Origin of the sequence: Streptomyces sp. NPDC002580 (assembly GCF_042889485.1) — a bacterium.
GTDB lineage: Bacteria > Actinomycetota > Actinomycetes > Streptomycetales > Streptomycetaceae > Streptomyces.
The window spans coordinates 411,409-433,540 of the sequence record NZ_JBIAQZ010000003.1; the positions used below are offsets into that span (position 1 = coordinate 411,409).

15 protein-coding genes, 1 tRNA gene and 2 pseudogenes are annotated in these 22,132 nt (G+C 70.9%); 6 read left to right on the plus strand and 12 right to left on the minus strand.

Annotated elements, in window-relative coordinates:
- Positions 1-191 precede the first annotated feature (191 nt).
- From ACFYW7_RS12830 to ACFYW7_RS12845, 4 genes and pseudogenes are all read right to left on the minus strand, one after another.
- Positions 192-698, minus strand: coding sequence for a hypothetical protein (locus ACFYW7_RS12830; protein WP_389501134.1), 507 nt, complete (start codon positions 696-698; stop codon positions 192-194).
- Between the two features lie 236 nt (positions 699-934).
- Positions 935-1,405: a hypothetical protein gene (locus ACFYW7_RS12835; protein ID WP_389501137.1), complete on the minus strand. Its 471-nt coding sequence runs from the start codon at positions 1,403-1,405 to the stop codon at positions 935-937.
- Positions 1,406-1,575: 170 nt separating this feature from the next.
- Positions 1,576-3,000, minus strand: coding sequence for an FG-GAP-like repeat-containing protein (locus ACFYW7_RS12840; protein WP_389501139.1), 1,425 nt, complete (start codon positions 2,998-3,000; stop codon positions 1,576-1,578).
- 131 nt (positions 3,001-3,131) lie between these two features.
- Positions 3,132-3,323, minus strand: a pseudogene (locus ACFYW7_RS12845) (hypothetical protein); the annotation flags it as partial.
- 372 nt (positions 3,324-3,695) lie between these two features.
- Here ACFYW7_RS12845 and ACFYW7_RS12850 point away from each other — a divergent pair.
- Complete coding sequence (locus tag ACFYW7_RS12850) at positions 3,696-4,985, plus strand: beta-propeller fold lactonase family protein (protein ID WP_389501141.1); 1,290 nt, start codon at positions 3,696-3,698, stop codon at positions 4,983-4,985.
- Between the two features lie 621 nt (positions 4,986-5,606).
- Here ACFYW7_RS12850 and ACFYW7_RS12855 read toward each other — a convergent pair.
- Entirely contained in the window at positions 5,607-6,371 is a 765-nt protein-coding gene (locus ACFYW7_RS12855; protein WP_389501143.1) for a hypothetical protein, read from the minus strand.
- Positions 6,372-7,015: 644 nt separating this feature from the next.
- Here ACFYW7_RS12855 and ACFYW7_RS12860 point away from each other — a divergent pair.
- A pseudogene (locus ACFYW7_RS12860) lies at positions 7,016-7,684 on the plus strand (site-specific integrase); the annotation flags it as partial.
- A 49-nt stretch (positions 7,685-7,733) separates the two neighbouring features.
- On the opposite strand, the gene ACFYW7_RS12865 reads toward ACFYW7_RS12860, so the two are convergent.
- A tRNA-Gly gene (locus ACFYW7_RS12865) sits at positions 7,734-7,807 on the minus strand.
- Between the two features lie 607 nt (positions 7,808-8,414).
- Here ACFYW7_RS12865 and dcd point away from each other — a divergent pair.
- The 3 genes from dcd to ACFYW7_RS12880 all read left to right on the plus strand — a co-directional run bounded on the left by dcd (position 8,415) and on the right by ACFYW7_RS12880 (position 10,749).
- Positions 8,415-8,990: a dCTP deaminase gene (gene dcd / locus ACFYW7_RS12870; RefSeq protein WP_362393391.1), complete on the plus strand. Its 576-nt coding sequence runs from the start codon at positions 8,415-8,417 to the stop codon at positions 8,988-8,990.
- A 4-nt stretch (positions 8,991-8,994) separates the two neighbouring features.
- Positions 8,995-9,510, plus strand: a complete 516-nt coding sequence (locus tag ACFYW7_RS12875) for a phosphoribosyltransferase (protein WP_389501145.1) — start codon at positions 8,995-8,997, stop codon at positions 9,508-9,510.
- A 366-nt stretch (positions 9,511-9,876) separates the two neighbouring features.
- On the plus strand, positions 9,877-10,749 hold the full coding sequence (locus ACFYW7_RS12880; RefSeq protein WP_389501147.1) for a DUF4328 domain-containing protein: 873 nt from the start codon (positions 9,877-9,879) through the stop codon (positions 10,747-10,749).
- Here the strand turns inward: ACFYW7_RS12880 and ACFYW7_RS12885 are convergent.
- The 6 genes from ACFYW7_RS12885 to ACFYW7_RS12910 all read right to left on the minus strand — a co-directional run bounded on the left by ACFYW7_RS12885 (position 10,696) and on the right by ACFYW7_RS12910 (position 20,671).
- Positions 10,696-11,754, minus strand: a complete 1,059-nt coding sequence (locus tag ACFYW7_RS12885; RefSeq protein ID WP_389501149.1) for a YIP1 family protein — start codon at positions 11,752-11,754, stop codon at positions 10,696-10,698. The genes ACFYW7_RS12880 and ACFYW7_RS12885 overlap by 54 nt on opposite strands.
- 101 nt (positions 11,755-11,855) lie before the next feature.
- A complete protein-coding gene (locus ACFYW7_RS12890; RefSeq protein ID WP_389501151.1) occupies positions 11,856-13,298 on the minus strand; it encodes a VCBS repeat-containing protein in 1,443 nt (480 codons plus the stop codon).
- A gap of 341 nt (positions 13,299-13,639) precedes the next feature.
- Complete coding sequence (locus tag ACFYW7_RS12895) at positions 13,640-15,133, minus strand: FG-GAP and VCBS repeat-containing protein (RefSeq protein WP_389501153.1); 1,494 nt, start codon at positions 15,131-15,133, stop codon at positions 13,640-13,642.
- Positions 15,134-15,391: 258 nt separating this feature from the next.
- The gene (locus ACFYW7_RS12900; protein WP_389501155.1) at positions 15,392-16,864 is read right to left on the minus strand and encodes an FG-GAP and VCBS repeat-containing protein; all 1,473 of its coding nucleotides are present in this window, start codon (positions 16,862-16,864) and stop codon (positions 15,392-15,394) included.
- Between the two features lie 83 nt (positions 16,865-16,947).
- Positions 16,948-18,243, minus strand: a complete 1,296-nt coding sequence (locus ACFYW7_RS12905) for an FG-GAP repeat domain-containing protein (protein WP_389501157.1) — start codon at positions 18,241-18,243, stop codon at positions 16,948-16,950.
- A gap of 151 nt (positions 18,244-18,394) precedes the next feature.
- The gene (locus ACFYW7_RS12910) at positions 18,395-20,671 is read right to left on the minus strand and encodes a (Fe-S)-binding protein (RefSeq protein ID WP_389501159.1); all 2,277 of its coding nucleotides are present in this window, start codon (positions 20,669-20,671) and stop codon (positions 18,395-18,397) included.
- A 265-nt stretch (positions 20,672-20,936) separates the two neighbouring features.
- Between ACFYW7_RS12910 and ACFYW7_RS12915 the strand changes: the two genes are divergently transcribed.
- On the plus strand, positions 20,937-22,052 hold the full coding sequence (locus ACFYW7_RS12915) for an MraY family glycosyltransferase (RefSeq protein ID WP_389501161.1): 1,116 nt from the start codon (positions 20,937-20,939) through the stop codon (positions 22,050-22,052).
- The last annotated feature ends 80 nt before the right edge of the window (positions 22,053-22,132 follow it).

Below are 22,132 nucleotides of genomic sequence, written 5' to 3' on the forward strand. Positions count from 1 at the left end.
CGTGCCTCGGGTGAGGAGGAACGGACCCCTCGGACTCCCGGGCGCGGAGGGATGTCCGCGGAGGGACGCCATGGAATTCGAGATCCGCTCGGGCGCCCACGCTCGGGACACCTGTCGGGCGGGGCGAACGGCTGGACCCGGCCGGATCGCGGCCGGATCGCGGCCGGATCGCGGCCGGACGGTCGACGCGGTCAGGCCTTGTCGATCCGCCAGGCGAGCACGCCTGTCGCGTCGGGCCTTCCGCGGACGTCGACACGGAGCGGATCCGTCGCTGTGAATCGCTCGAGGACGGCGGAGCCGTCACAGGGGAGGGGCTCCGCGGAACCCGCGCCGCGCGGGGTGAACACGATCTCGGCCTCTCCCTCGCCGGCGCACACCACGGTGAGCCGGTAGGCCGTCCCCGTGTCCAGAGTCGGTCGGGTGTGGATCCCGTCGGCCACCCGTTCCGTCCCCGACTCGATCATCGAGCCGTGGCCGGTGCCGGCGTCGAGCGCCGTCCGGACCCGTGCCGTGAGCCTCGCCTCGTCCTGATCCGCCGTGCCCCGGGCGGCGGAGGACGGGTGAGCGGACGGGGAGGCGGAAGCGGAAGCCTCGGGGCGGGTCCCGGAGTCGTGGGCCGCGGTGCAGGCGGTGAGCAGCAGGGCGGGAGCCAGGACGGGGCCGAGGAGCCGGATCCGGGTTCTGCGACGAGCGGTCATGTGGTGGTCTCCCCGTGGTGGTTCCGGCCGGTCCCGGACGTGGCCCCTCGGGCCCTGGCCCGCACCGCGTCCCTCTCCGCCACTGCCCCCTGCCCGGACTGCAACCCGCGGGTCCGCACGGCGACTTCGGCCGCGGGCTGTGAGCTGCGGGCCGACCCCGCGCGCATGGCGGCCCCACAACTACAGCCAGGACGACCCCACAACTACAGCCAGGACGACGGGAGTCGACAGCCGGATCAGACGTCCAGCGAGGCCAGCTCGTTCCGAAGGACGACCCGGGCGGCTCGGGTCGCGTCTCCGTGGGCCTGCCTCGCCGTCTGATAGCTCGCCGACGCCAGCGAACAGCCGGACGCGAGTATCTCGCGCACCTCCCGCAGCGAGTGGTACGACGCGTCGATCGCCGATATCACCGTGTCCGTCGCCGTGAGGATCAGCCGTTCTCGTGCCTCGTCGCATCCCGACGTCTGGAACAGCTGCCGGATCTTGGCAGCCCTCGCCTGCGGGCTCGTATGGTCCTCGTCGGCCGCCAGCCGCATGGCCTCGTGCGCCCTCCGGAGGGAGACGAGGCAGTCCACGTACAGATTCCGGCGATCCTGAAGCCTGTTGTCCCTGGTGGTGCGCCGCCAACGCACGTGCTCGCCCACCAAGGTGGCCCCCACGCCCAGCACGGCCCCGAGCCCTGTCCCGACCAGCGTCGTCCACTCCACGGCAGGGATCGTGCCACACGGGCAACCGTGAGATCACCGCGTTGTCGGAGGTCGTGGGCTCCAAGTCCTCCCCGTCGTCCGACCGTTGCCCGCCCGCAGGAGAGTCACCGGTCGGTCCGGGATCGCTCGGAGCCCATCGGTCCGGGCCCGGTCGGAGGCGTGCGCCCGGGCTAGTCGAGCAGCGACTCCCCGAACCGTGATCCGCTCGCGAGGCCGAAGGCGGCGGAGCTGAGGGACTTGGAACCGGAACCGGTGAGGCCGGACGAAGTGCCCGGGAGGGTCCACAGGCCTCCGCTGCGGTCGTTCTCGAAGGAGGCGGTCACCGCCAGGTCCGCCTTGCCGTTGTTGTTGTAGTCGGCGATCCGGACCTGGGCGCCGAAGAGGTCGTCGGTCTCGGCGACGCCCGGAACACCGGCGGTGTCCTGGGAGATGCGCACGACTCCGGAATGCGAGACACCGGAGGCGGAGCCGCGGAACACGGTCACGTCGCCGGCGTTCTTCAGCTTGCCGAGCCATTCGCCGTTGGCGCCGACGACCAGTTCGGCCTTGCCGTCGCCGGTGATGTCGCCGATCGCGACCGAGGATCCCCAGCCGTCGCCGTCCTCGTCGGCGCCGGGAACCCCGGTGCTGTCCTGGTGCAGGGTCACCGGGCTGCCGAAGCCCGTCTGGCTGCCGTACCGGACGGTCACGTAACCGGAGCCGTTGCTGGGGTCGTCGACGTAGTAGTTGTCGGGCCAGGTGAGGGAGGTGGCCATGTCGTCGAAGCCGTCGCCGTTGATGTCGCCGAGGGCGACCGCGGTGCCGCCGTCGTCCACGCGCTGTATCCGGTTCGGACGGCCTTCCTGCCCTGTGTAGATGTCGGTGCCCGGGCGTCCGGTGCCGGGATCGCCGGTCACGGCCAGGTCGTCCTTGCCGTCCCCGTTGACGTCGCCGACGGCTGCTTCCCAGTTGAGGAGTTGGGCACCCGGGACCGTCATGGTGTAGGCGGGGGCCGGCAGGCTCACCCGGGAGTGGCCGCCCTTGTACACGACGACCGCGTCCGGCTCGATCACGGCGAGGTCCGCGGCGCTGTCACCGGTGAAATCGCCCACGGCCACGTCCAGGCCGTGGCTCTGCCACTGGTGCGGGTTGCCCACCGTGGTCGTGGTGCTGCTGGTGAACGGCTTGGGGCCGCCCCAGAGGATGGTCACGCTGCCCTGGCCCTCGTAGGCGCCCACATCCTCACCGTCGGCGCCCACGACCAGGTCCGCGTAGCCGTCCGAGTCCAGGTCTCCGCCGGCGATCGACATGCCGAAGTGGTCGCCCTCCTCCGGTGATCCCGGCACCCCCGCGGAACTCTGGGTGAGGGTGATCTTCTTCGTGGTCAGTCCGGTGGCCGACCCGAGGGACACGACCAGAGCACCTGCCGCGGAGGCGCCGTTGACGGACTTGTACGGCGCGCCGATCGCGAGGTCCCGGTGGCCGTCGCCATTGAAGTCGTCGGCGTACTTGGCGGGAGCGGCGGACGCCGGTGTCACGGTGACGGCGGTGAACAGGCCACCGGTCAACGCGGTGACGGTCGCGGCGGCGACAACGGTGCGGAAGGGCAGGGGCATGACAGTGTTCTCCTTGGAGCAGTGCCGGGCGGTGTCGTAGACAGCCCGAGCGACTGAAAGGTTGCACAGGGCAGCTATATCCGCGCGACCTGTCCGATGTGCCCGGGTTCCCTGGCCTCGGTCGACGGCGGTCAGCCACGATGGCGGGTCGGTCGACCGTGCAGGCGCGCGTGTGTGTCTACTCGGTCGGCGGGCTGGTCAGCCGTACGCAGGTCGGCCGACCACTTCTCCTCGATGCGTCCGAACTTCCAGACGGCGAGCGCGACGGCCCAGGTGGCGAAGAACAGGCCGACGATGACGTATCCGATGAGGTTGAGGCCAAGCGTGCGTATGCCTCGCCGTACCCCTACCGCGCCGCTGTCGTCATCTCGGGTGCCGGCGAGGCGGCAGGCATGCAGGGCAAGCGGCCCTTTTCGTACGTGCCTTACGGGTGTTCGAGGGATCGTCGGGCACGTACGGCGTACGGCGTGTGCGTAAGCGTCGTGGGTGCACCGCCCTGCGCCGGATCGACGAATTCCTGAGCGGTCCTTCTGTCGAGTGATTGTCGGCGGAGGGTGCCCCTCCGGCCCGTCGTGCTCACCGTGCCCGGGTCCAGTCGCCTGCCTCCGTGCCCCGGATCCTCCGGTTCGGTCGCGGCATCCGATCGGGTGCGGTCTCGGTGGGGCGCACGAACGTCCAGGCGACCGCCTCGACCCGTGGTCGAGCGGTCGCGCGTCTCCGCCGTACCGAATATGACGAACTGTCATAATGTGTCACATTCCGTCAGTTCGGTCGAGAGGATTGCTGTGACCATCTGTCAAACAGTGAGGGGGGTCGGCGTGCAGGGGACCCTCCCGTCGTCGGCGCCGCCTGATCTTCGAGTGCGTCGCTCGTGGTGGGACGGGTTGCTGCGGGCGCTGGTGGCAGGTCTCGTCGTAGTGGCCGGCCTGGCCCTGCCCATGGTGGCCCCGCAGCCCGCCCAGGCCGTGCCGCCCGGCACCTACGCCTACGTCACCAACTTCAACGCCAACACGGTGTCGGTGATCAACAGGGCGACGAACACGGTGGCGGTCACGGTTCCCGTCGGCGCTGCGCCGTGGGAAGTGGCGGTGTCGCCGAACGGCACCCGCGCCTACGTGACCAACCGCGCCGATGACACGGTGTCCGTGATCAACACCGCGACCGACACGGTCGTCGCCACCGTTCCCGTCGGCCTTGAGCCCCTGGGGGTGGCGGTGTCGCCGGACGGCACCCGCGCCTACGTCACCAACTTCAGTGCCGACACGGTGTCCGTGATCAAAACGGCGACGAACACGGTCGTCGCCACCATCCCCGTCGGCGATGCTCCCATCGGGGTGGCGGTGTCGCCGAACGGCACCCGCGCCTACGTCACCAATTCCGACGCCGGCACGGTGTCCGTGATCAAGACGAACACGAACACGGTCGTGGCCACCGTCCCCGTCGGCGCCTTCCCGTTCGGGGTGGCGGTGTCGCCGAACGGCACCCGCGCCTACGTCACCAACTTCAACGCCGACACGGTGTCCGTGATCAAGACGAACACGAACACGGTCGTCGCCACCATCCCCGTCGGCGATGCGCCCCAGGGGGTGGCGGTGTCGCCGAACGGCACCCGCGCCTACGTCGTCAACGCCGACGCCGACACGGTGTCCGTGATCAAGACGGCGACGAACACGGTCGTCGCCACCATCCCCGTCGGCGATGCGCCTCGAGAGGTGGCGGTGTCGCCGAACGGCACCCGCGCCTACGTCACCAACGCCAACGCCGACACGGTGTCCGTGATCAAGACGAACACGAACACCGTCGTCGCCACCATCCCCGTCGGCGACCTCCCGTTCGGGGTGGCGATCGGGGCCGTGCCCTGCCCAGGCCACGGCAAGCCGGGTCACGGGAAGCCCGACCACGGCAAGCCGGGTCACGGAAAGCCAGGCCACGACCGGCCAACCACGGCCACCGTCCCGGCCCCCGGTAACTGCACACCGGCATGACGAACGCCCCGGCGCCGGCCGCCCACCCTCGGACCACCGACGCCGGGGCACCCAGTGACCGCGCAACCCCACACCACGGCCCGCCGCCCCAAGCCTCAGCCGACCCTTCGCACCCAACCGGACCACCGGTCAGACCGCGCTACGTGACTCACTTGTCTGAACGGCCGGACTCGCGCTGACCCGCACGTTCTCTTGGGCCGGCGCCCATCGGCAATCTGGCTGCCGATTCTTTGACGACCAACACGCCATACCTCCCCTTGGTGGTGAGGCACGCGGAGGGTGAGCGCGGTGGGCAGCAAAAAGGCCCGGGTCTGTGACCTGGGCCTTATCCATGGAGCGGGTGACGAGAATCGAACTCGCACTCTCGGCTTGGGAAGCTGAGGGCATCTGGAGCTTGCTCCGAGGCTGACCTGCTGCTGAGCGGTATCGGCGCCTGGTGTGAGGCCAGTTGGTTCCCCGGTGTTCCCCGCACGATCTGGCACGGGTCTGGCACGACCTCTTCGCTTGCGATCGACCGGCGCAAGGCGTCGGGTCCGCCACGGTCGCGGCGGACCCGACGCCTTTACCGTCGCAGCCGTTACCGCCGGCTCGGCCCCCACCAGCCCGCCGGCACCGCGGGCATCACTTCACCACGACGTTGTCCCCGGCCGAAGTCGACAGCCCGGTGGTGGTGTTGCCGTAGTACACCCAGCGCCATGCACCTGTCTTGGAGGCCTTCACAGTCGTCCTGAGATCACCCGAGCCGTTCGCGTACACCTTCTTCACCGTGGTGTAGGAGGCGGTGCCGGCAGGCTTGAACTGCAGGCTCACCTGGCGGCCTCCGTAGGAGGCGTACTTCCTGGTCTCCCAGTTGGCCCGCGTGACCTTTCCGGTCACGGTGATGGTCTTGTCCTTGGACACCGGTTCGGGCGAGGCGTTGACGGTCAGGCGGGAGTTGCGCTTGACGTAGACCGTCAGACCCTTGTCATCGAAGTCGCTACCGTCGCCCTCGAAGCGCACCTCGGCCCCGACCTTCCAGGCCCCGGCCTCGCTGTTGTGCATGTCCCACACGCTCGGGTCGAAGTACATCGTCTCGTTGAAGTCGCAGACGCCCGAGCTCACCTTGTTGCAGTCGCTCGTCTCGATGGCGTGCCACAGCCGATCACCCGAACCACTGCGGTAAAGGAACACCGCCGGCCACTTCCACTTGTGCGTGGTCGCCATCCGGAAGGAGGCGGGCACCGCGACCTCGTTCGACACCCCGATCACGATCGGCTTGCCGCCGTTCACCTGGACACGGGTGAAGGAGACCCCACCCTCGGCCGCCCCGGCCGGTGCCGCGGCCACGGCCGTGAACACCGCCACCGCACCACCGGCTACGACGGCTCTCCAGATCTGCTTCCCCACCTGATCCCCAATCTCCTTGCGGAAAGGCACCGAAGGCTCATCCCTCCAGCGACTTACAGACAGTCAGCATCCGCACGGGGTTGTACACCCGCGAATCACAATGGGGCATCAGGCGATCCCCACTTCCCGCGAGGCGGAGGGGGCGGTGCGGTGCCCGGGATCCGGGCGGCCGCCAGGAGGCTCACGGTGGAGGGATCCCTCCTCGGTGAGCAGTGCATGGGCCGCGGGCGGCTTGCGGAGGCGTCCTGAGGGTCACCTCGCAGGTCAAGGAGGTAAGGCGCCCGAGATCGCGACGGTCTTGAAAACCATCGCGGCGCGAGTCACCGTGGGTTCACATCCCACACCCACCACTCGCCCTGGCTCCCACCCCGTCTGCCGTCGACCCACACACCGTGGAGCGGGCGTGGTTCAGGGCGTCAAGGTGGAACGCCCTACCGGACGAACGACCTTGACGCCCTGGGCCGCGACTGCTCGGCTCTGCCTGGGTCGACGGCGGACGGGACGGGAGCACCCCGCGCACGCCACACTCGGCCGGCACTCGCGAACGGCGCCCCCTCCATCTCGGAGCCTGAGCGCCCCCGCCGGAGGCATGTTCTGACCGCTGTCCGTTCAGAGGTCATCAGCCCATGACCCCGGCCCTACCCGCTGTGGGCGCCCGTCGGCGCAGCGCGGGCGGAGCGGGCCGAAGGCAGGAGCGGCGCCCGCAGTGGAGCCGAGAGCGCGCCCGGCGGAGCGGAGCGCAGCCGGGGCTTGACGCTCTGCGCATTCGCGTTCGCCTCGCCGAGCCGGAGCGGATGAACGGACGTCGAGTACAGGGCGAGACCAAGTCCGCGGCGAGCACTCGGACGGTCGTCCTGCCTGCGTTCCTCCACCGAGAGCTGCGCTGGCATCTGGAGTCGTACGCCGAGGAGGGGCCGGACGGTCTGATCTTCGTCGGGGAGAAGGGGGCTCCCTTCCGGCGCAGCACCTTCGGCAAGAAGTGGAGGAGAGCACGTGAGCTGGTCGGCATGCCCGAGGGCTTCCGGTTCTACGATCTCCGCCACACGGGTCACACCCTGTCCACGCGCTCCGGTGCGACGCTCAAGGACACGATGGTGCGGGCAGGGCAGTCCTCGGAGAGGGCAGCGCTGATCTATCAGTACTCCGACGACGATCGACAGCAGGAAGTTGCCGCCGGACCCGACGCGACCGTCCGCAGGGCGCGCCAGGAAGTGCAGGAAGCTGCTGCCGTGCCAGTAGAGGACGCGCCAGTGGAGAACACCGATGATCCGGACGAACACCGTTCTGGCACGGAACTGGCACGCGGCGAGTGATCACTGAGGACAGCAAGAAGGCCCGGGTCGATGACCTGGGCCTCTGTCATGGAGCGGGTGACGAGAATCGAACTCGCACTCTCAGCTTGGGAAGCTGATGTTCTACCACTAAACTACACCCGCGCAAGACGCCGGTTGGCCGGTGTCGAATGCTCGCTCACTGTACCTCATGCCCGACTATCGGCGCCGAAGCCGTGGGGGCCGCCCGCGTTTCGGAGGGCGGACGCGGCTGCGGGAGGCCGGAGTTGGGGCGTACGGTGGCGGCGTTGAAGTGGGTCCGGGCGAGGCCGGAGTGCCGCCTGGAGAGCCGTCCCTTTCATCCCGTAATGTGGCTTTCATTGTCAGGGCATCACCCTGGCGCGGCTCTTGGGGAAGGGACTCTGGGACTGATGGAGCGCACCGTCGTCCGTTGTGCCGAGGGGCACGTGTTCAGCACCGCTTCGTTCCCGATGCAGCGGGCCGAGCGGCTCGGCCCCGGCCGGCTGCTCCGGTGTCCGCGCTGCGCCCGGCTCCGCAGTGTGGTGCCGGTGCCGGCACCGGTGTCGGTGGCCCTGGAGGGGCCTTGGCGGGGCAGTGACGCAGTAGTAGGGGCGCAGCAGTACGGGCGCCGGACCAGTGGTGGGGAAGCGGGAGCGTCGTAGTGGTGGCGCGGCAGGAGTGAGCGAGAGGTACGGGCGCGCGGTGCCGTCACGATTGTGGTGGCCCCGCGCCCCTTGCGTATCCTCAGGGCGTGCTTCTCTCAGACAAGGACATCCGGGCCGAGATCGACGCCGGGCGGGTCCGGATCGATCCCTACGACGAATCCATGGTGCAGCCGTCGAGCATCGACGTGCGCCTCGACCGCTTTTTCCGGGTGTTCGAGAATCACCGCTACCCCCACATCGATCCCGCGGTCGAGCAGGCGGACCTCACGCGGCTCGTCGAGCCCGAGGGTGACGAGCCGTTCATCCTCCACCCCGGAGAGTTCGTCCTCGCCAGTACCTACGAGGTCATCTCGCTGCCCGACGACCTCGCCTCGCGGCTCGAGGGCAAGAGTTCCCTGGGACGGCTGGGGCTGGTCACCCACTCCACCGCCGGGTTCATCGACCCCGGGTTCTCCGGGCACGTCACCCTTGAGCTGTCCAACCTCGCGACGCTGCCGATCAAGCTGTGGCCGGGCATGAAGATCGGCCAGCTGTGCATGTTCCGGCTCAGTTCGCCGGCCGAGTTCCCGTACGGCAGCGACCGGTACGGCTCCCGCTACCAGGGTCAGCGCGGCCCGACCGCCTCGCGGTCCTTCCTGAACTTCCACCGCACCCAGGTCTGAGGCGATGAGCTTGTCCCCCGTGCGCGAGAACCTCAGCTACGAAGGGTTCGGCGTCGCCGTACGCGAACTCGCCCAGGCCATCGCCGACGACGGCTACCAGCCCGACATCGTGCTCTCCATCGCCCGGGGCGGCGTCTTCGTCGCGGGAGGGCTCGCCTACGCCCTCGACTGCAAGAACATCCATCTCGTGAACGTCGAGTTCTATACGGGGGTGGGGACGACGCTGGAGATGCCGGTCATGCTCGCGCCCGTCCCCAACGCGATCGACTTCTCCGACAAGAAGGTCCTGATCACCGACGACGTCGCCGACACGGGCAGGACGCTCAAGCTCGTGCACGACTTCTGCGTCGGCGAGGTCGCCGAGGTCCGCAGCGCGGTGATCTACGAGAAGGCCCACTCGCTGGTGAAGTGCGAGTACGTCTGGAAGCGCACCGACGAATGGATCAACTTCCCTTGGAGCGTCCTGCCGCCGGTCCACAAGTCCGGAGAGGCGTCCAAGGAGAACAAGGAAGCCCTCTGACCTGCCGCTCCGCGAGAATCCCCGGCCCCGGCGGCCGGGGATTCCCGCGTTCTGGGCTCACGCGGGGCGTCAGCCATGGGCCGACCGGCCGGCGGCCCGGTGCTTCCGGCGGTCGTCCGCCGGGTTGCCGGTGTCGGCCGCCGCTGTTCGCGCCGGGCGGTGCCGTCCGTCGATGTCCGTCACCGCGGGCGCTCGGCCGGGTGGCCTGAGGCTGTGTCAGTCGCTTCCCCGGGAGCTAGGATCCGCTGCCGACCTGCGGGAAGTCCGGACCGGGCGGCCGCCAGGAGGTGGGACATGACGGGAGCGGTCAGGCTGCCGCGTGGACAGGCCCGGTTCGCCTGTTTCGCGCTCGCCGCCTTCGCGCTGGTGACGGTCGCGGCCGGGCTGGCGGCGTGGCACAAGTACCGGCTCCTGGCGGGACCGCTGGTGCCAGGAGCGTCCGGCGACAGTTCACGGGTCGCGGCCGACATGTATCTCGGAAACCTGACGGGCTGGCGGACGGGGCTGCTCATCGTGGCCCTGTTCCAGTTCAGCGTCTGGCTCGCCGGCATGCGCGATCGCGCGGACGTGCTCTGGCCCCGGGGGCAGCGTCGGCACCGGGCGTGGCTGGTCTTCGGCTGGGTGATTCCGCTGGGGCAGTTCGTCATACCCAAGATGTTCGTCAACGACCTGTGGGCGGCCGGCGGGCCGGTGGCGCGGCGTCACCGTCGCGGACATCCCCTGCTCACGGCATGGTGGCTGTCCGTCCTCGTCGCGGCGAACGCGTACAGCGACGCCCCCGGGGATCTGGAGGAGGCGGCCACCGCGAGCCAGGCTCGTCGAGCCCTGCGGCACATCATGGTCGGCGACGGTCTGTACGTCTGTGCGGCCGTGCTGACGATCGTCGTCGTCCGGCAGCTCCTTCACAGACTGGAGCGGGCCGAACCGGCTGAACCGGCTGAACCGGCTGAACCGGCTGAACCGGCCGAACCGGCCGAACCGGCCGGTCCGACCGCACCGGCGGATCCGACCGAATCGGCTGCGCAGGCCGGCGACGGCACCGGTGGCGCCCACGGCACCCTCGGCGCCCACGGCGTCGGCCGCACGGACGAGAGGGGCTCCCGGCGTGTTGCCGGAAGCCCCTCTCAGGGTGTGTGTGCGGGGGTGGGGGCCCGAAAGCCGCCCGCCCCGGAACCGCTCAGGAAGCTAGAACGTGCCGAGCTTGATGATCGACAGGATGGCGATCAGCTGAATGGCTGACGCGGCGAGGGCCTTCGGCCAGGGAAGGTCGTGGGACTTGCCGACCATCAGGGTCAGCAGGGCGCCCGCGGCCACCCAGGTGGCCCAGCCGAGGATCTTGACGAACGACGCGTCGCCGCCGAAGAACATGGCGACGAGCAGGCGCGGGGTGTCCGTGATCGACATGATCAGCATGGAGAGGCCGACCGTGGGCTGCCAGGCGCCGTTGCCGCCGAGCTGGCGGGCCAGCGTGTGGGTGACCACGCCCAGGACGAACGTGCTGAGGACGATGGCGACCGCGGTCGTCAGGACGATCGGGATGGCGTTCGAGAGGGTCGCGCCGATGGCGTCCTCGCGGGCGCCGTCGAACCCGAAGACCGCCAGCAGGCCGTAGAGGAAGGTCACGATCAGGGCCGGGGCCCACATCGTGTAGTCCCGCATCTGGAGGAAGGTCCGGTTCGGGGCGGTCACGATGCCCTTGAGCAGGTCCTTCCAGTGCAGCCGGGGTCCCACCGGCGCGGCCGCCGTCGCGCCCGGGCCGTAGAGCTCGCCCTGGGTGTACGGGTCGTCATCGATCGAGAAGGCCTGGGTGTGCCCGGGGCTGTTCGCCGCGTACGGGTCCGGGCCCTGCTGCGGGTGGCCGTCGCCGAAGTACTCCGGCTCGCCGTGTCCGCCGCCGTGCCCGTGTCCGCCGGACTGGGGCCAGCCGCCCTGCTGTCCACCGCGGTACGGCTGTCCGCCGCCCTGCGCTCCGCCGTACGGCGGCTGTCCCCCGTACTGCGGCTGCGACGGCGCCTGCGGGTAGCCGTACGGCTGTTGCCCGCCTCCCTGGGGGGACTGCTGTCCGCGTCCCCGAGGGGCCTGCCCGTACGGCGGTTGTTGTTGCCCTCGCGCTTGCGGGGCACGGTTGTCCCGGCCGCCGCGTCCGATCCTGAATCCAGCCACGTTATCGAACGTACCTGGTCCCGAAGAGTGACGTGCCGGGCCCGGGGCAACGGGCCCGGCATCGGTGCCGAGCTGTGACATCCCCTACGGGAGAAGCGAGTCCGCCCCGTACGGGTTCGGCGGGGAGGCCCGGGCGGGACGAACCCGCCGGAGACGGCTCCCCGCCCGGGAGACCGGAACGATCAAGGTGCCAGTACGGAGGACCAGTTGGTGAAGTGCTCCGAGGGGAGTCCCACGGCGGTGCCCATGACGCTGTACGAGCCCTTCGGGGCCGGTCCGGTGGCGGAACCCTTGAACACCCAGATGCCGCCGGTCCGGTTGTTCTCGCCGGACGCGCCGACCACGAGGTCGGGCCTGCCGTCCTTGGTGAGGTCGGCGAGGCGCACGGTGGCGCCGAAGCCGTCGCCCCGTTCGGCGGTTCCGGGCACACCGGCGGAGTCCTGGCCGACGCTGATGGAACCGGCGCCCGTGGGACCGCCTGCCCGGCCGGGGACGACGATCACCGCCCCGGCGTCCCGGAGGGAGCCGAGGTCCTCACCGGGTACGCCGACCGCGATGTCTCCGCACCCGTCGCCGTCGACGTCCGCGACACTCACGTCCGCGCCGAAGGAATCGTCGCTCTCGGCCGCACCCGGTACGCCAGGGGTGTCCTGGTGGATCAGGATCGGCTCGGCGGCGGTGCTGATGCCGTCCGGCCCGCCCCGCCAGACGGCGATCTGCCCGCCCTTGTGGCCGGTGCCTTCCTGCGGGGTGCCGTCGATGACGGTGTCGCCGGGGTCCCCGACGACCAGGTCGCCGTAGCCGTCACCGTCGACGTCGCCGACGGCCACGTTGTCGCCGTCCGTGGGCAGGGGGTCGGCGGGCCAGGAGGCGTTGATGTACACGGCGCCCGCCGGGTGGTCGGACAGGCCCACGCTGACGGCGATGTCGTCGGGGTGTCCGGTGCCGCGGAGATCGCCGAGGGCGACGTCGTCGAGTGACGGGGTGTACGTGCTCAAGGAGGTACCGGCCGGCTTCCCGCTCCGGGTGAACGGGCCCGTCAGCCGCACGCCGGCGCACCAGCCCGCCACCGAAACCACGGGCTTGCCGGGGGCGGCCTCCGGATTGGCCGCCGAGACTCCGGTGCCGTAGGAGCAACCGCCGGTGTCTCCGTCCTCGTACGGGCTAGGGGCTGGGAGGACGGCGCTGTTCCGCAGGCCCTGCGCGCCGCCCCACACCACGGTGACGCTGCCGCGCGTACGGGCGCCGGGAACGTCCTCGTAGGGCGCGCCGACGAGCAGATCGGCGTAACCGTCGGCGTCGAGGTCGGCGGAGGCCACGGAGGTGCCGAAGGCGTCGTCCGCCTCCGCGGCGCCCTCGACCCCCGCGGTGTTCTGCGAGATCAGCTGCCGCCCGGCCTTCCCGGGGCCTGCCGCCGAGCCGTAGAGGACGGCCACCGCGCCCGCTCCCGCCTTCCCCGAGACGGTGGCGTCGGGGGCACCGACCACGAGGTCGCGGTACCCGTCGCCGTTGAAGTCGTCGTACTGCTTGGCGACCGCCGAGGACGCCGGGGAGGCCAGGACGAGCGGGGTGAGTCCTGCCGCCAGGAGGGTGGCGGCGAGGACCGCCGGGCTGCGCTTGCGCATGCGGGGTTCCTTCTCGGACGGCCCGTACGGGGACGGGCCGGGCGGACGTGGTCGCGGGCCGGCCGTTCAGAGCCGCGGCCAGGAGGAGGGCGCGGGGCGTACGGCGGGGCTTCGGCCGGTCGGTGGACGCGGGACCGCCGGGCCCGTGTGCACGGGCCCGGCGGGGTGGGACGGGAGGGCGGGGCGGTCGGTCGGATCTTCCGGCGCCCCCAGGACCGCGTACGCCGTGACGACGGGCGGGACCGTGGCCGACCGGGCGCCAGGATCATCGGCTGCCAGGACCGGCCGCGAGGCGGCGTCCTGGCGGGCCGGGGACCCGAACCGGTCCGTGAGGCCCCGGCCTAGTCGGCGAAGAGGGCGCCGAACTGCGGGTAGCCCGTCGTCGCGAGGCCCGAGGCGCTCGGCGCGAGGGAGCGGGAGCCGGACGTGGTGATCACGCTGCCGTTGGAGGGCAGGTAGGTGACCGAGCCGTTGGCGTCGTTCTCGTAGGAGCCCACGAGGAGGTCGGCCTTGCCGTCGCCGGTGACGTCGTCGAGCTTGGCGTCGATGCCGAACCGGTCGCCCTTCTCGTCGGTGCCCGGGACGCCGGCCGTGCTCTGCGCGAAGGACTGCGCGCCGGAGGAGACGTTGACGCCGGACGCGGAGCCGTACAGGACGGTGACCAGACCGGTCTCGGCGACGCCGGAGATGTCCTCGAAGGGGGCGGAGACGACCAGGTCCTGGAAGCCGTCACCGTTGACGTCGCCCAGGTCCAGGTCCCAGCCGAAGGTGTCGCCCTTCTCCGAGGTGCCGGGGACGTTGCCGGTGTTCTGGGTGATCCCGGTCGTGCCGGCCGGGCCGGACGCGGAGCCGAAGGTGATGTTCACCTTGCCGCCGTCGGCGGACTCCGGGACGGGCGTGCCGTCGTCGTCGGTGGAGTCCCAGCCGGCGCCGCTGACGATGTCGCCGTAGCCGTCGCCGTTGATGTCACCGATCCCGGTGACCGTGCCGGGCTTGAGCTTCTGGGCGGAGGCCACCTTCAGGCCGCTCGCCGAGCCGGGCACGAAGTAGTTCGTGTTCCAGCCGTAGTCCGTCTCGTTCTCGAACCCGTCGACGATCAGGTCGGTCCTGCCGTCGCCGTTCACGTCACCCGCGGTCAGCTTGAGCGGGCCGTACGGGTAGTCGTTGGTGCCGGACTGGATCGGGGGCTTGATCGTCGTACGGCCGCCGGACGTGCCGGACGTGCTGAAGCCGCCCTTGTAGACGTAGATCGTGCTCGTCGAGCTGCCGACGGCCAGGTCGGCCCTGCCGTCGCCGTCGAAGTCGCCGGCGGCCAGGTTCTTGCCCCAGTAGTCGTGCGTGGAGGCGGCCGGGTCCGCGACGGTGATGCCCTTGCCGGTGAGGCCGCTCGATGAGCCCCAGAGGATGGCGAGGCCGCCGCCGTTGGTGTCGGTGCCCACCTTCTCCCCCGGGGAGGCGACGGCGAGGTCGTCGTAGCCGTCGTTGTTGAAGTCGGCGTACGCCGTCTCCGCGCCGAAGGCGTCGCCGGCCTCGGCGGTGCCCGGGACGCCGCTGGTGTTCTGGCTGATCGTGGAGCGCTTGGCGGACGAGACGCCGGTGGCGCTGCCGTAGAGGGCGACGATCTGGCCGGCCTGCTTGTGGCCGCTGACGTAGGCGCCGTGCGCCGAGGTGGCGACGTCGCCGATGCCGTCGCCGTTGAAGTCGGCCTGCGGGACCGCCGTGGAGTCGGCGGCCGTCGCGGTCACGGTGGCGAAGGTGAGCAGACCGCCCGTCAGCGCGGCCGCCGTGGCCGTCGCGAGGGCGAGTCGCATGTGGTGCGGGTGACGCTTGTGCATGCGGAAATCTCCTGCGGCATGCGGGGACGCTTGGAGCGCCCAGAGTCAATGGGTTGCGTACCACCCGTGTTCACCTGGAGTTGCACCGGGCTTGGCGAGGTGGTCGCCGAACAGGAGACCGGTGAAGGTGCTTGAGGGTTGTACATGTATTCGAGGAACTTTTGCGCAAGTCGGGGTTCGCGAGGCGCGTGGGGTGCGTGGGGTGCCACGCGTGGAGTTCCGTGCGTGGGTGCGCTGCTCCGCGCGCTGCTTCAGGCCCTATGGCAGCCGCAGCGGGACGCCGAGGTCGTCCGGGGTGAAGAGCCGGGTCTTCCTGGGGGCGAACCCGTCGTCCGTGCCGCGCAGCACCAGATACGCGCCCTTCCGCTTCTCGTACAGCGGCGCGAAGACGACCGCGTCCGCGTGGCCGTCGCCGTCGACGTCGAGCAGCGGGGGACGGTGGCCGAAAGCATTCCAGTGGTACGGATTCGGGGTGCCGGGCAGGCCGTCGGTCTCCGCGTCGGTCACCTGCTCGCCGTCGAGTGACTGCGTCCCGTCCGCCCGGCCGGGCAGCAGCGTCACCTTGCCGTCGTGGCGCCGGAAGTCGGGGGTGTTCACGACGACGTCCGGTGTCCCGTCGGCGTCGACGTCGCCGACGGAGGGCGACGAGCCGAAGTCGATGCGGCGCCGGTCGGCGGTGCCCATGCCGCCGATCACGGTCCGCTCGCGGCCCGTGTCCAGGCCGGACTTCGCCCCGTACAGGATGGTCAGGGCGCCGCCCGCGCCGGGCATGTCCGCCGGGGCCACGGGGAGCTGGGTGGGCGCGAGCAGGTCGGAGAGGCCGTCTCCGTCCGCGTCCCCGGTGGCCGGGATTCTCGGGCCGTCGAAGGTCGCCGTCAGGTCTGCGATGTCCCCCTCCTGACGGGTGTTCCGCACCAGCCCCTGCTCGCCGCCCTCGTACACGCCGATCGTGTGCAGGTCGGAGGGCGCGCTCTCGTCCTCCTCGGCGTCGAAGGAGTAGGTGAACACCACTTCGGCCCGGCCGTCGCCGTCGAAGTCGCCGGTGGTGGCCGAGGCGGGCGTGGCGTAGCCGTGCTGGTTGAGGTCGAGCACGGCCTGTCGGCTCGGTGCCCCCTTGCGGTCGAAGGGGCCGTACAGGAGCAGGCCGCCGCTCATCTCGGTGGCGCCGGGGTCGGCCGAGCCGCTGTGGCCGCCGTCGAGCAGGTCCACGGAGCCGTCGCCGTCGAAGTCGGCGGCGGCCAGTGGACGGAAGCTGTCGGGCAGATCGAGCCGGCGGGCGGTGCTCAGCCCGCGCGCGCCGCCGAACAGCGCGAAGGTCTCGCGTGCGATCCCGTCCGTGCCGCGGCTGCCGACCAGGTCCGTGAAACCGTCGCCGTCCAGGTCGGCGCGCAGGGGCGGCGACATGAACCTCGCGTACTGCCCGGTGCCGGCCGAGGTCCGCTGTGCCGTGCCGGTGTCGAGGCCCGAGCGCGATCCGTAGACCACGACCAGGTGCGCCGCGTACTTCTCGCCGTCCTTGGACTTCGACTCCACGACGTCCACGAAGTCGTCGTAGCCGTCGCCGTTGAAGTCACCGGGGGCGGGGTGATCGGAGGGTTTTCCGGCGGCGGGTCTCGTTGTCGGCGGGCGGGAGGAGCGGTCGCCGACAAAGGGCCCGTTCGCGTCGCACCCCGGGATCGCGAGCAGCAGGGCGCACGCCAGGACGGCGGCCGGTCGGCGGTGCGTACGCATGGCGGGCTCCGGGAGGGGTTTACGGGTACCGGGGGGCTTGCGGGTGCCGGACGGGACCAGGGGCTTCGGGACGACTTTCCTGGTCAGGGCTTCGACAGGAACGCGGCGGTGGAGAAGGTGAGGTCGGGCGTGGTGGCCACCGGCCCGTCCTTCTCGCCCGGGAACAGCGCCACCGTGTCCTCGGTCTCGCCCCGGTACGTCCGGACGACCAGGTCCGCCCGGCCGTCCCCCGTGAAGTCGGCGACGGCCAGGACGCGGGTGGTGCCCTGGGCGGGCGCCTTCACGGTCACCGTGCCGGTCGCGGACAGTCCGGTCGTACGGCCCGGGAGGACGCGCAACTTCGTTCCGCTGGAGACGAGTTCGCTCAGGCCGTCCCCGTCGAAGTCCCCGGCGTCGAGGATCGACCCCGGGGTGTCGACGCTCCCGCGGGCGGCGCCGGGGAGGTCGTAGCGCAGGGATGTTCCGCCCATCGAGCCGACCGCCGCGTCGAGCGCCTTGCCCCGGCCGAAGCGGCCGAGGGCCGCGTCGAGGCCGGCCGGCAGGGTGGCCCCGGTGCGGGTGGGGCCCGCCGGGCCGCCGAGGACGACGGCGGAGCCCGCGGAGCCGTCCGCGGACGTACGGACGAGGAGGTCGTCGTAGCCGTCGCGGTTCACGTCGGCGGCGGGACCGGTCGGCACGTTGCCAGGGGAGGCGAGCGGCCTCCCCGCGGCGCGCGGGGTGCCCTTGCGGCCGAACGGGCCGCGGAGATAGCTCAGTTCACCGTCGGTGGCGTGCACGACGAGGTCCTGCGCGCCGTCGCCGTCGAAGTCGCCGCAGACCGGCTGGTCGGGCCAGTCGTTGCCGAGACGCGCCCGCGCGGGGATGACGAGCCGGACCGCCCTGCCGGTCAGGCCGTCGGGGGAGCCGAAGAGGATCTGGAGCGGGACCGGTGGCTGCCCCTGGCCGTCGTAGGGCGGGTCGGTCGACACGACGAGGTCCGTGAAGCCGTCCTTGTCCAGGTCGCAGCTCGCCTCCGCGTCGAAGAGGGCCGGGAGCCGCCCCCCGGTGGCGGCGGCCTGCTTCTTCGGGGTGAGCAGCTGCCGCGTTCCGGGCGTGAGTCCGTGGGCGCCGCCGTAGACGATCCCGATGCCCGCGTCGTCGGCGTGGCTCTGTTCCTTCACCAGGTCGTCGATGACCAGGTCGCGGTGTCCGTCGCCGTTGAAGTCGTCGGCGACCCTGCTGCCGTCGCCGTGCGGGACCGGCAGCAGGGCGGGGGCGGCGGCGGCCCGCACGGGTTTCTGGCGGGGGGCTCCGGGGCCGCCGGCGGGGCCGCAGGCGGCGAGGAGGAGGGCGCAGCCGAGAGCCGTCGCCGTATGTGTCCCACGTGTTCGCCCGCGCACCGCTCACCTCGTCAGCCCCGTTGAAACGACTGGGTAATGATGCACGCGTTCGAGTTACGGCGACACCCCCGCACTCCGGAGAGCGCGGGGGTGTCGGTCGTACCGATCGGAACAGGCCGGTGGGCCGGTGCCGGAAGGCGGTTCGGAGCCGCTACTTGACGGGTTCCGGCTCCGGCTCGTTCTCGGACTCGGCGGCGCCCGCCGGGGGCTCCTCCTCGACCGGGGTCCTGACGGACTCCAGGAGCAGCTGGGCGACGTCGACGACCTGGACGGACTCCTTGGCCTGGCCGTCGTTCTTCTTGCCGTTGACCGAGTCGGTCAGCATGACGAGGCAGAACGGGCAGGCGGTGGAGACGATGTCCGGGTTGAGCGACAGGGCCTCGTCGACACGCTCGTTGTTGATGCGCTTGCCGATCCGCTCCTCCATCCACATGCGCGCGCCGCCGGCGCCGCAGCAGAAGCCGCGTTCCTTGTGGCGGTGCATCTCCTGCTGGCGCAGGCCCGGGACGGCGGACATGATCTCGCGCGGAGGCGTGTAGATCTTGTTGTGGCGGCCCAGGTAGCAGGGGTCGTGGTACGTGATCAGACCCTCGACCGGGGTCACCGGGAGCAGCTTGCCCTCGTCGATGAGGTGCTGGAGCAGCTGGGTGTGGTGGATGACCTCGTAGTCGCCGCCGAGCTGCGGGTACTCGTTGCCGATCGTGTTGAGGCAGTGCGGGCAGGTGGCGACGATCTTCTTCGCCGTCTTCGGCTTCTTGGTCGACTCGTCCTCGTCGTCCTCGCCGAACGCCATGTTCAGCGCGGCGACGTTCTCCATGCCGAGCTCCTGGAACAGGGGCTCGTTGCCGAGACGGCGGGCGGAGTCACCGGTGCACTTCTCGTCGCCGCCCATGATCGCGAACTTGACGCCCGCCATGTGCAGGAGCTCCGCGAAGGCCTTGGTGGTCTTCTTCGCGCGGTCCTCCAGGGCGCCGGCGCAGCCGACCCAGTAGAGGTACTCGACCTCGGTCAGGTCCTCGATGTCGCGGCCGACGACGGGGATCTCGAAGTCGACCTCCTTGGTCCACTCGAGGCGCTGCTTCTTGGCCAGACCCCAGGGGTTGCCCTTCTTCTCCAGGTTCTTGAGCATCGTGCCCGCCTCGGACGGGAACGCGCTCTCGATCATCACCTGGTAGCGGCGCATGTCGACGATGTGGTCGATGTGCTCGATGTCGACCGGGCACTGCTCGACGCAGGCGCCGCAGGTGGTGCAGGACCACAGGACGTCCGGGTCGATGACGCCGTTCTCTTCGAGGGTGCCGATCAGGGGGCGCTCGGCCTCGGCGAGGGCCGCCGCCGGGACGTCCTTGAGCTGCTCCTCGGTCGCCTTCTCCGCGCCCTCCATGTCCTTGCCGCCGCCGGCCAGCAGGTACGGGGCCTTGGCGTGCGCGTGGTCGCGCAGGGACATGATCAGGAGCTTCGGGGAGAGCGGCTTGCCGGTGTTCCAGGCGGGGCACTGCGACTGGCAGCGGCCGCACTCGGTGCAGGTGGAGAAGTCGAGCAGGCCCTTCCAGGAGAACTGCTCGACCTGGGAGACACCGAAGACGTCGTCGTCACCGGGGTCGGTGAAGTCGATGGCCTTGCCGCCCGAGGTCATCGGCTGGAGCGCGCCGAGGGCCGTCCCGCCGTTCGCCTCGCGCTTGAACCAGATGTTCGGGAAGCCCAGGAACCGGTGCCAGGCCACGCCCATGTTCGTGTTCAGCGAGACCACGATCATCCAGATGAACGAGACGCTGATCTTGATCATCGCGACCAGGTAGATCAGGTTCTGCAGTGTGCCGACGCTCAGGCCCTTGAAGGCCAGGACCAGCGGGTACGAGGCGAAGTACGCGGCCTCGTAGCCCTCCACGTGGTGGATCGCGCCCTCGAGGCCGCGCAGCGTGTAGATGGCGAGGCCGATGGTGAGGATGACGTACTCGACGAAGTACGCCTGGCCGGACTTCGAGCCCGCGAAGCGGGACTTGCGGCCGGGGCGCGAGGGCAGGCTCAGCAGCCGGATCGCCATCAGGACGAGGATGCCGAGGATGGTCATGACACCGATGAACTCGGTGTACATCTCGAGCGGCAGGAAGTCTCCGACGACGGGCAGCGTCCAGTCGGCCTGGAAGAGCTGCCCGAAGGCCTGGGCCAGGGTCGGCGGCAGCGTCAGGAAGCCGATGGCGACGAACCAGTGGGCGAAGCCCACGATGCCCCACCGGTTCATCCGGGTGTGGCCGAGGAACTCCCGGACCAGCGTCACGCTGCGCTGGTAGGGGTTGTCGGTCCGGCTCCCGGCGGGGACGGGCTGTCCCAACTTGAAGTAGCGGACGAACTGGCCGATGGCGCGTGCGAGAAGCGCGACGCCGACCACGGTCAGGACCAGCGACACAATGATCGCGGCGAGTTGCATTCGGGGGCTCCTCGGGCCTGCGAGGTGTTGCTTCGAGGGCGACCTCGAAGTGATTACTAAGCGGTAACTTATGCAGTCCGTCTGAGACTACCCACTTCTTTCGCCGCACTGTAGCCAGAGGTGCGGTGATCTGCGTCGCTGAGGGAAGCCTGACCGGCGGCGCCGAACGCGGGCAGAAGGCCTGTTTCGCCCCGGGGCGACAGGACACGTAAAGCTGATCGTGTTATTCGCACAATACTGTGACAACTACCCCTAAATTAGCGATGTGCTGTACGGAATCGCGGCCGCCGCGGCCGCTCTGCTCCTCGCCGCCGCGCTCGCCGCGCTGCTGCGGTCCTTCTCCCTGCGCCTCGGCGTGATCGACGGGACGGGGCTTCCCTCCCGCCGGGCGAGACCGCGGGCGCCGGGCAGGGGGCGGCCCGCTCCGGTGCTCGGCGGTGTCGCCGTGGTGGTCGGGACGGCCTGCGTCGGCTGGGTCGGCGACTGGACCGGGGCCGCCCCGCTCGGGCCGGAGGCCGGGCGCCTGCTGCTCGCCGGGATCGTGGTCGCCCTGCTCGGCCTGACCGCCGACCTGCTGCCGGTGCCGCCGGTGGTGCGGGTGGCCGTCGTCGCCGGTGCCGCCGCGCTGACCGTGCCCTACGGCGAACTGGGGGTGCCGGGAGGTGTGCTGGCCGTCGTCTGGATCGTCCTGGTGACCCACGCCTTCCGCTCGCTCGATCACGCCGACGGGGTGATGGGGACCGTCGCCGCCATCACCGCCTTCGCGCTCAGCGGGTGCGCGGCCGCCGAGTTCATGGACGGGCTCGCGGCGCTGCTCAGCGTGCTGGCCGCCGCCCTCACCGGCTTCCTCATGCACGGCTGGCCGCCGGCCCGGATCGCGCCGGGGCGGTGCGGGTCGCTGTTCGCCGGGTTCGTGCTGGCCTCGGCGGTGGTGCTGGTGCACGCCGAGGGGTCCGCCGGGCCCGGGTTCGGTGCCGGGTTCGCGCTGACGGCCGTGGTCAGCGCCGACGCCGTCCTGGTCCTCGTGTCGCGGCGGCGGGCGGGGCGGCCGCTGCTGCGGTCGGCTCCGGACCATCTGGTGCACCGGCTGCGGCGGGCGGGACTGACCCGGCAGGGGGTCATGGTCGTGACGGGGATCGCCGCCTTCGCGGGTGCGCTGGTCGGGCTCTCCATCGATCTGGGGTGGCTGGGGGCGGGGGCCGCCTGGTGGCCGGCCGGTGCCGTGCTGCTGGTCGCCGTCGCGGCGGCCGTTCGTCCGGGCCCCCGTCCCCGCCGGTCCCCTCCGCATGCGATCCCAGCTCCCGGGGGGCCTGTCCCCAGAGCCTCGTACCGGCCGGGGCGGCCTCGTCCGGCGGCTCCGGACGCCGTGAGGGTGCACTGACTCTGAGAGAAAAGTGCAGGCCAGAGGCTACCTGCGCGTAAGGAACGGATAAGAGTTGAGCCCCCATGACTCAGGTCTGT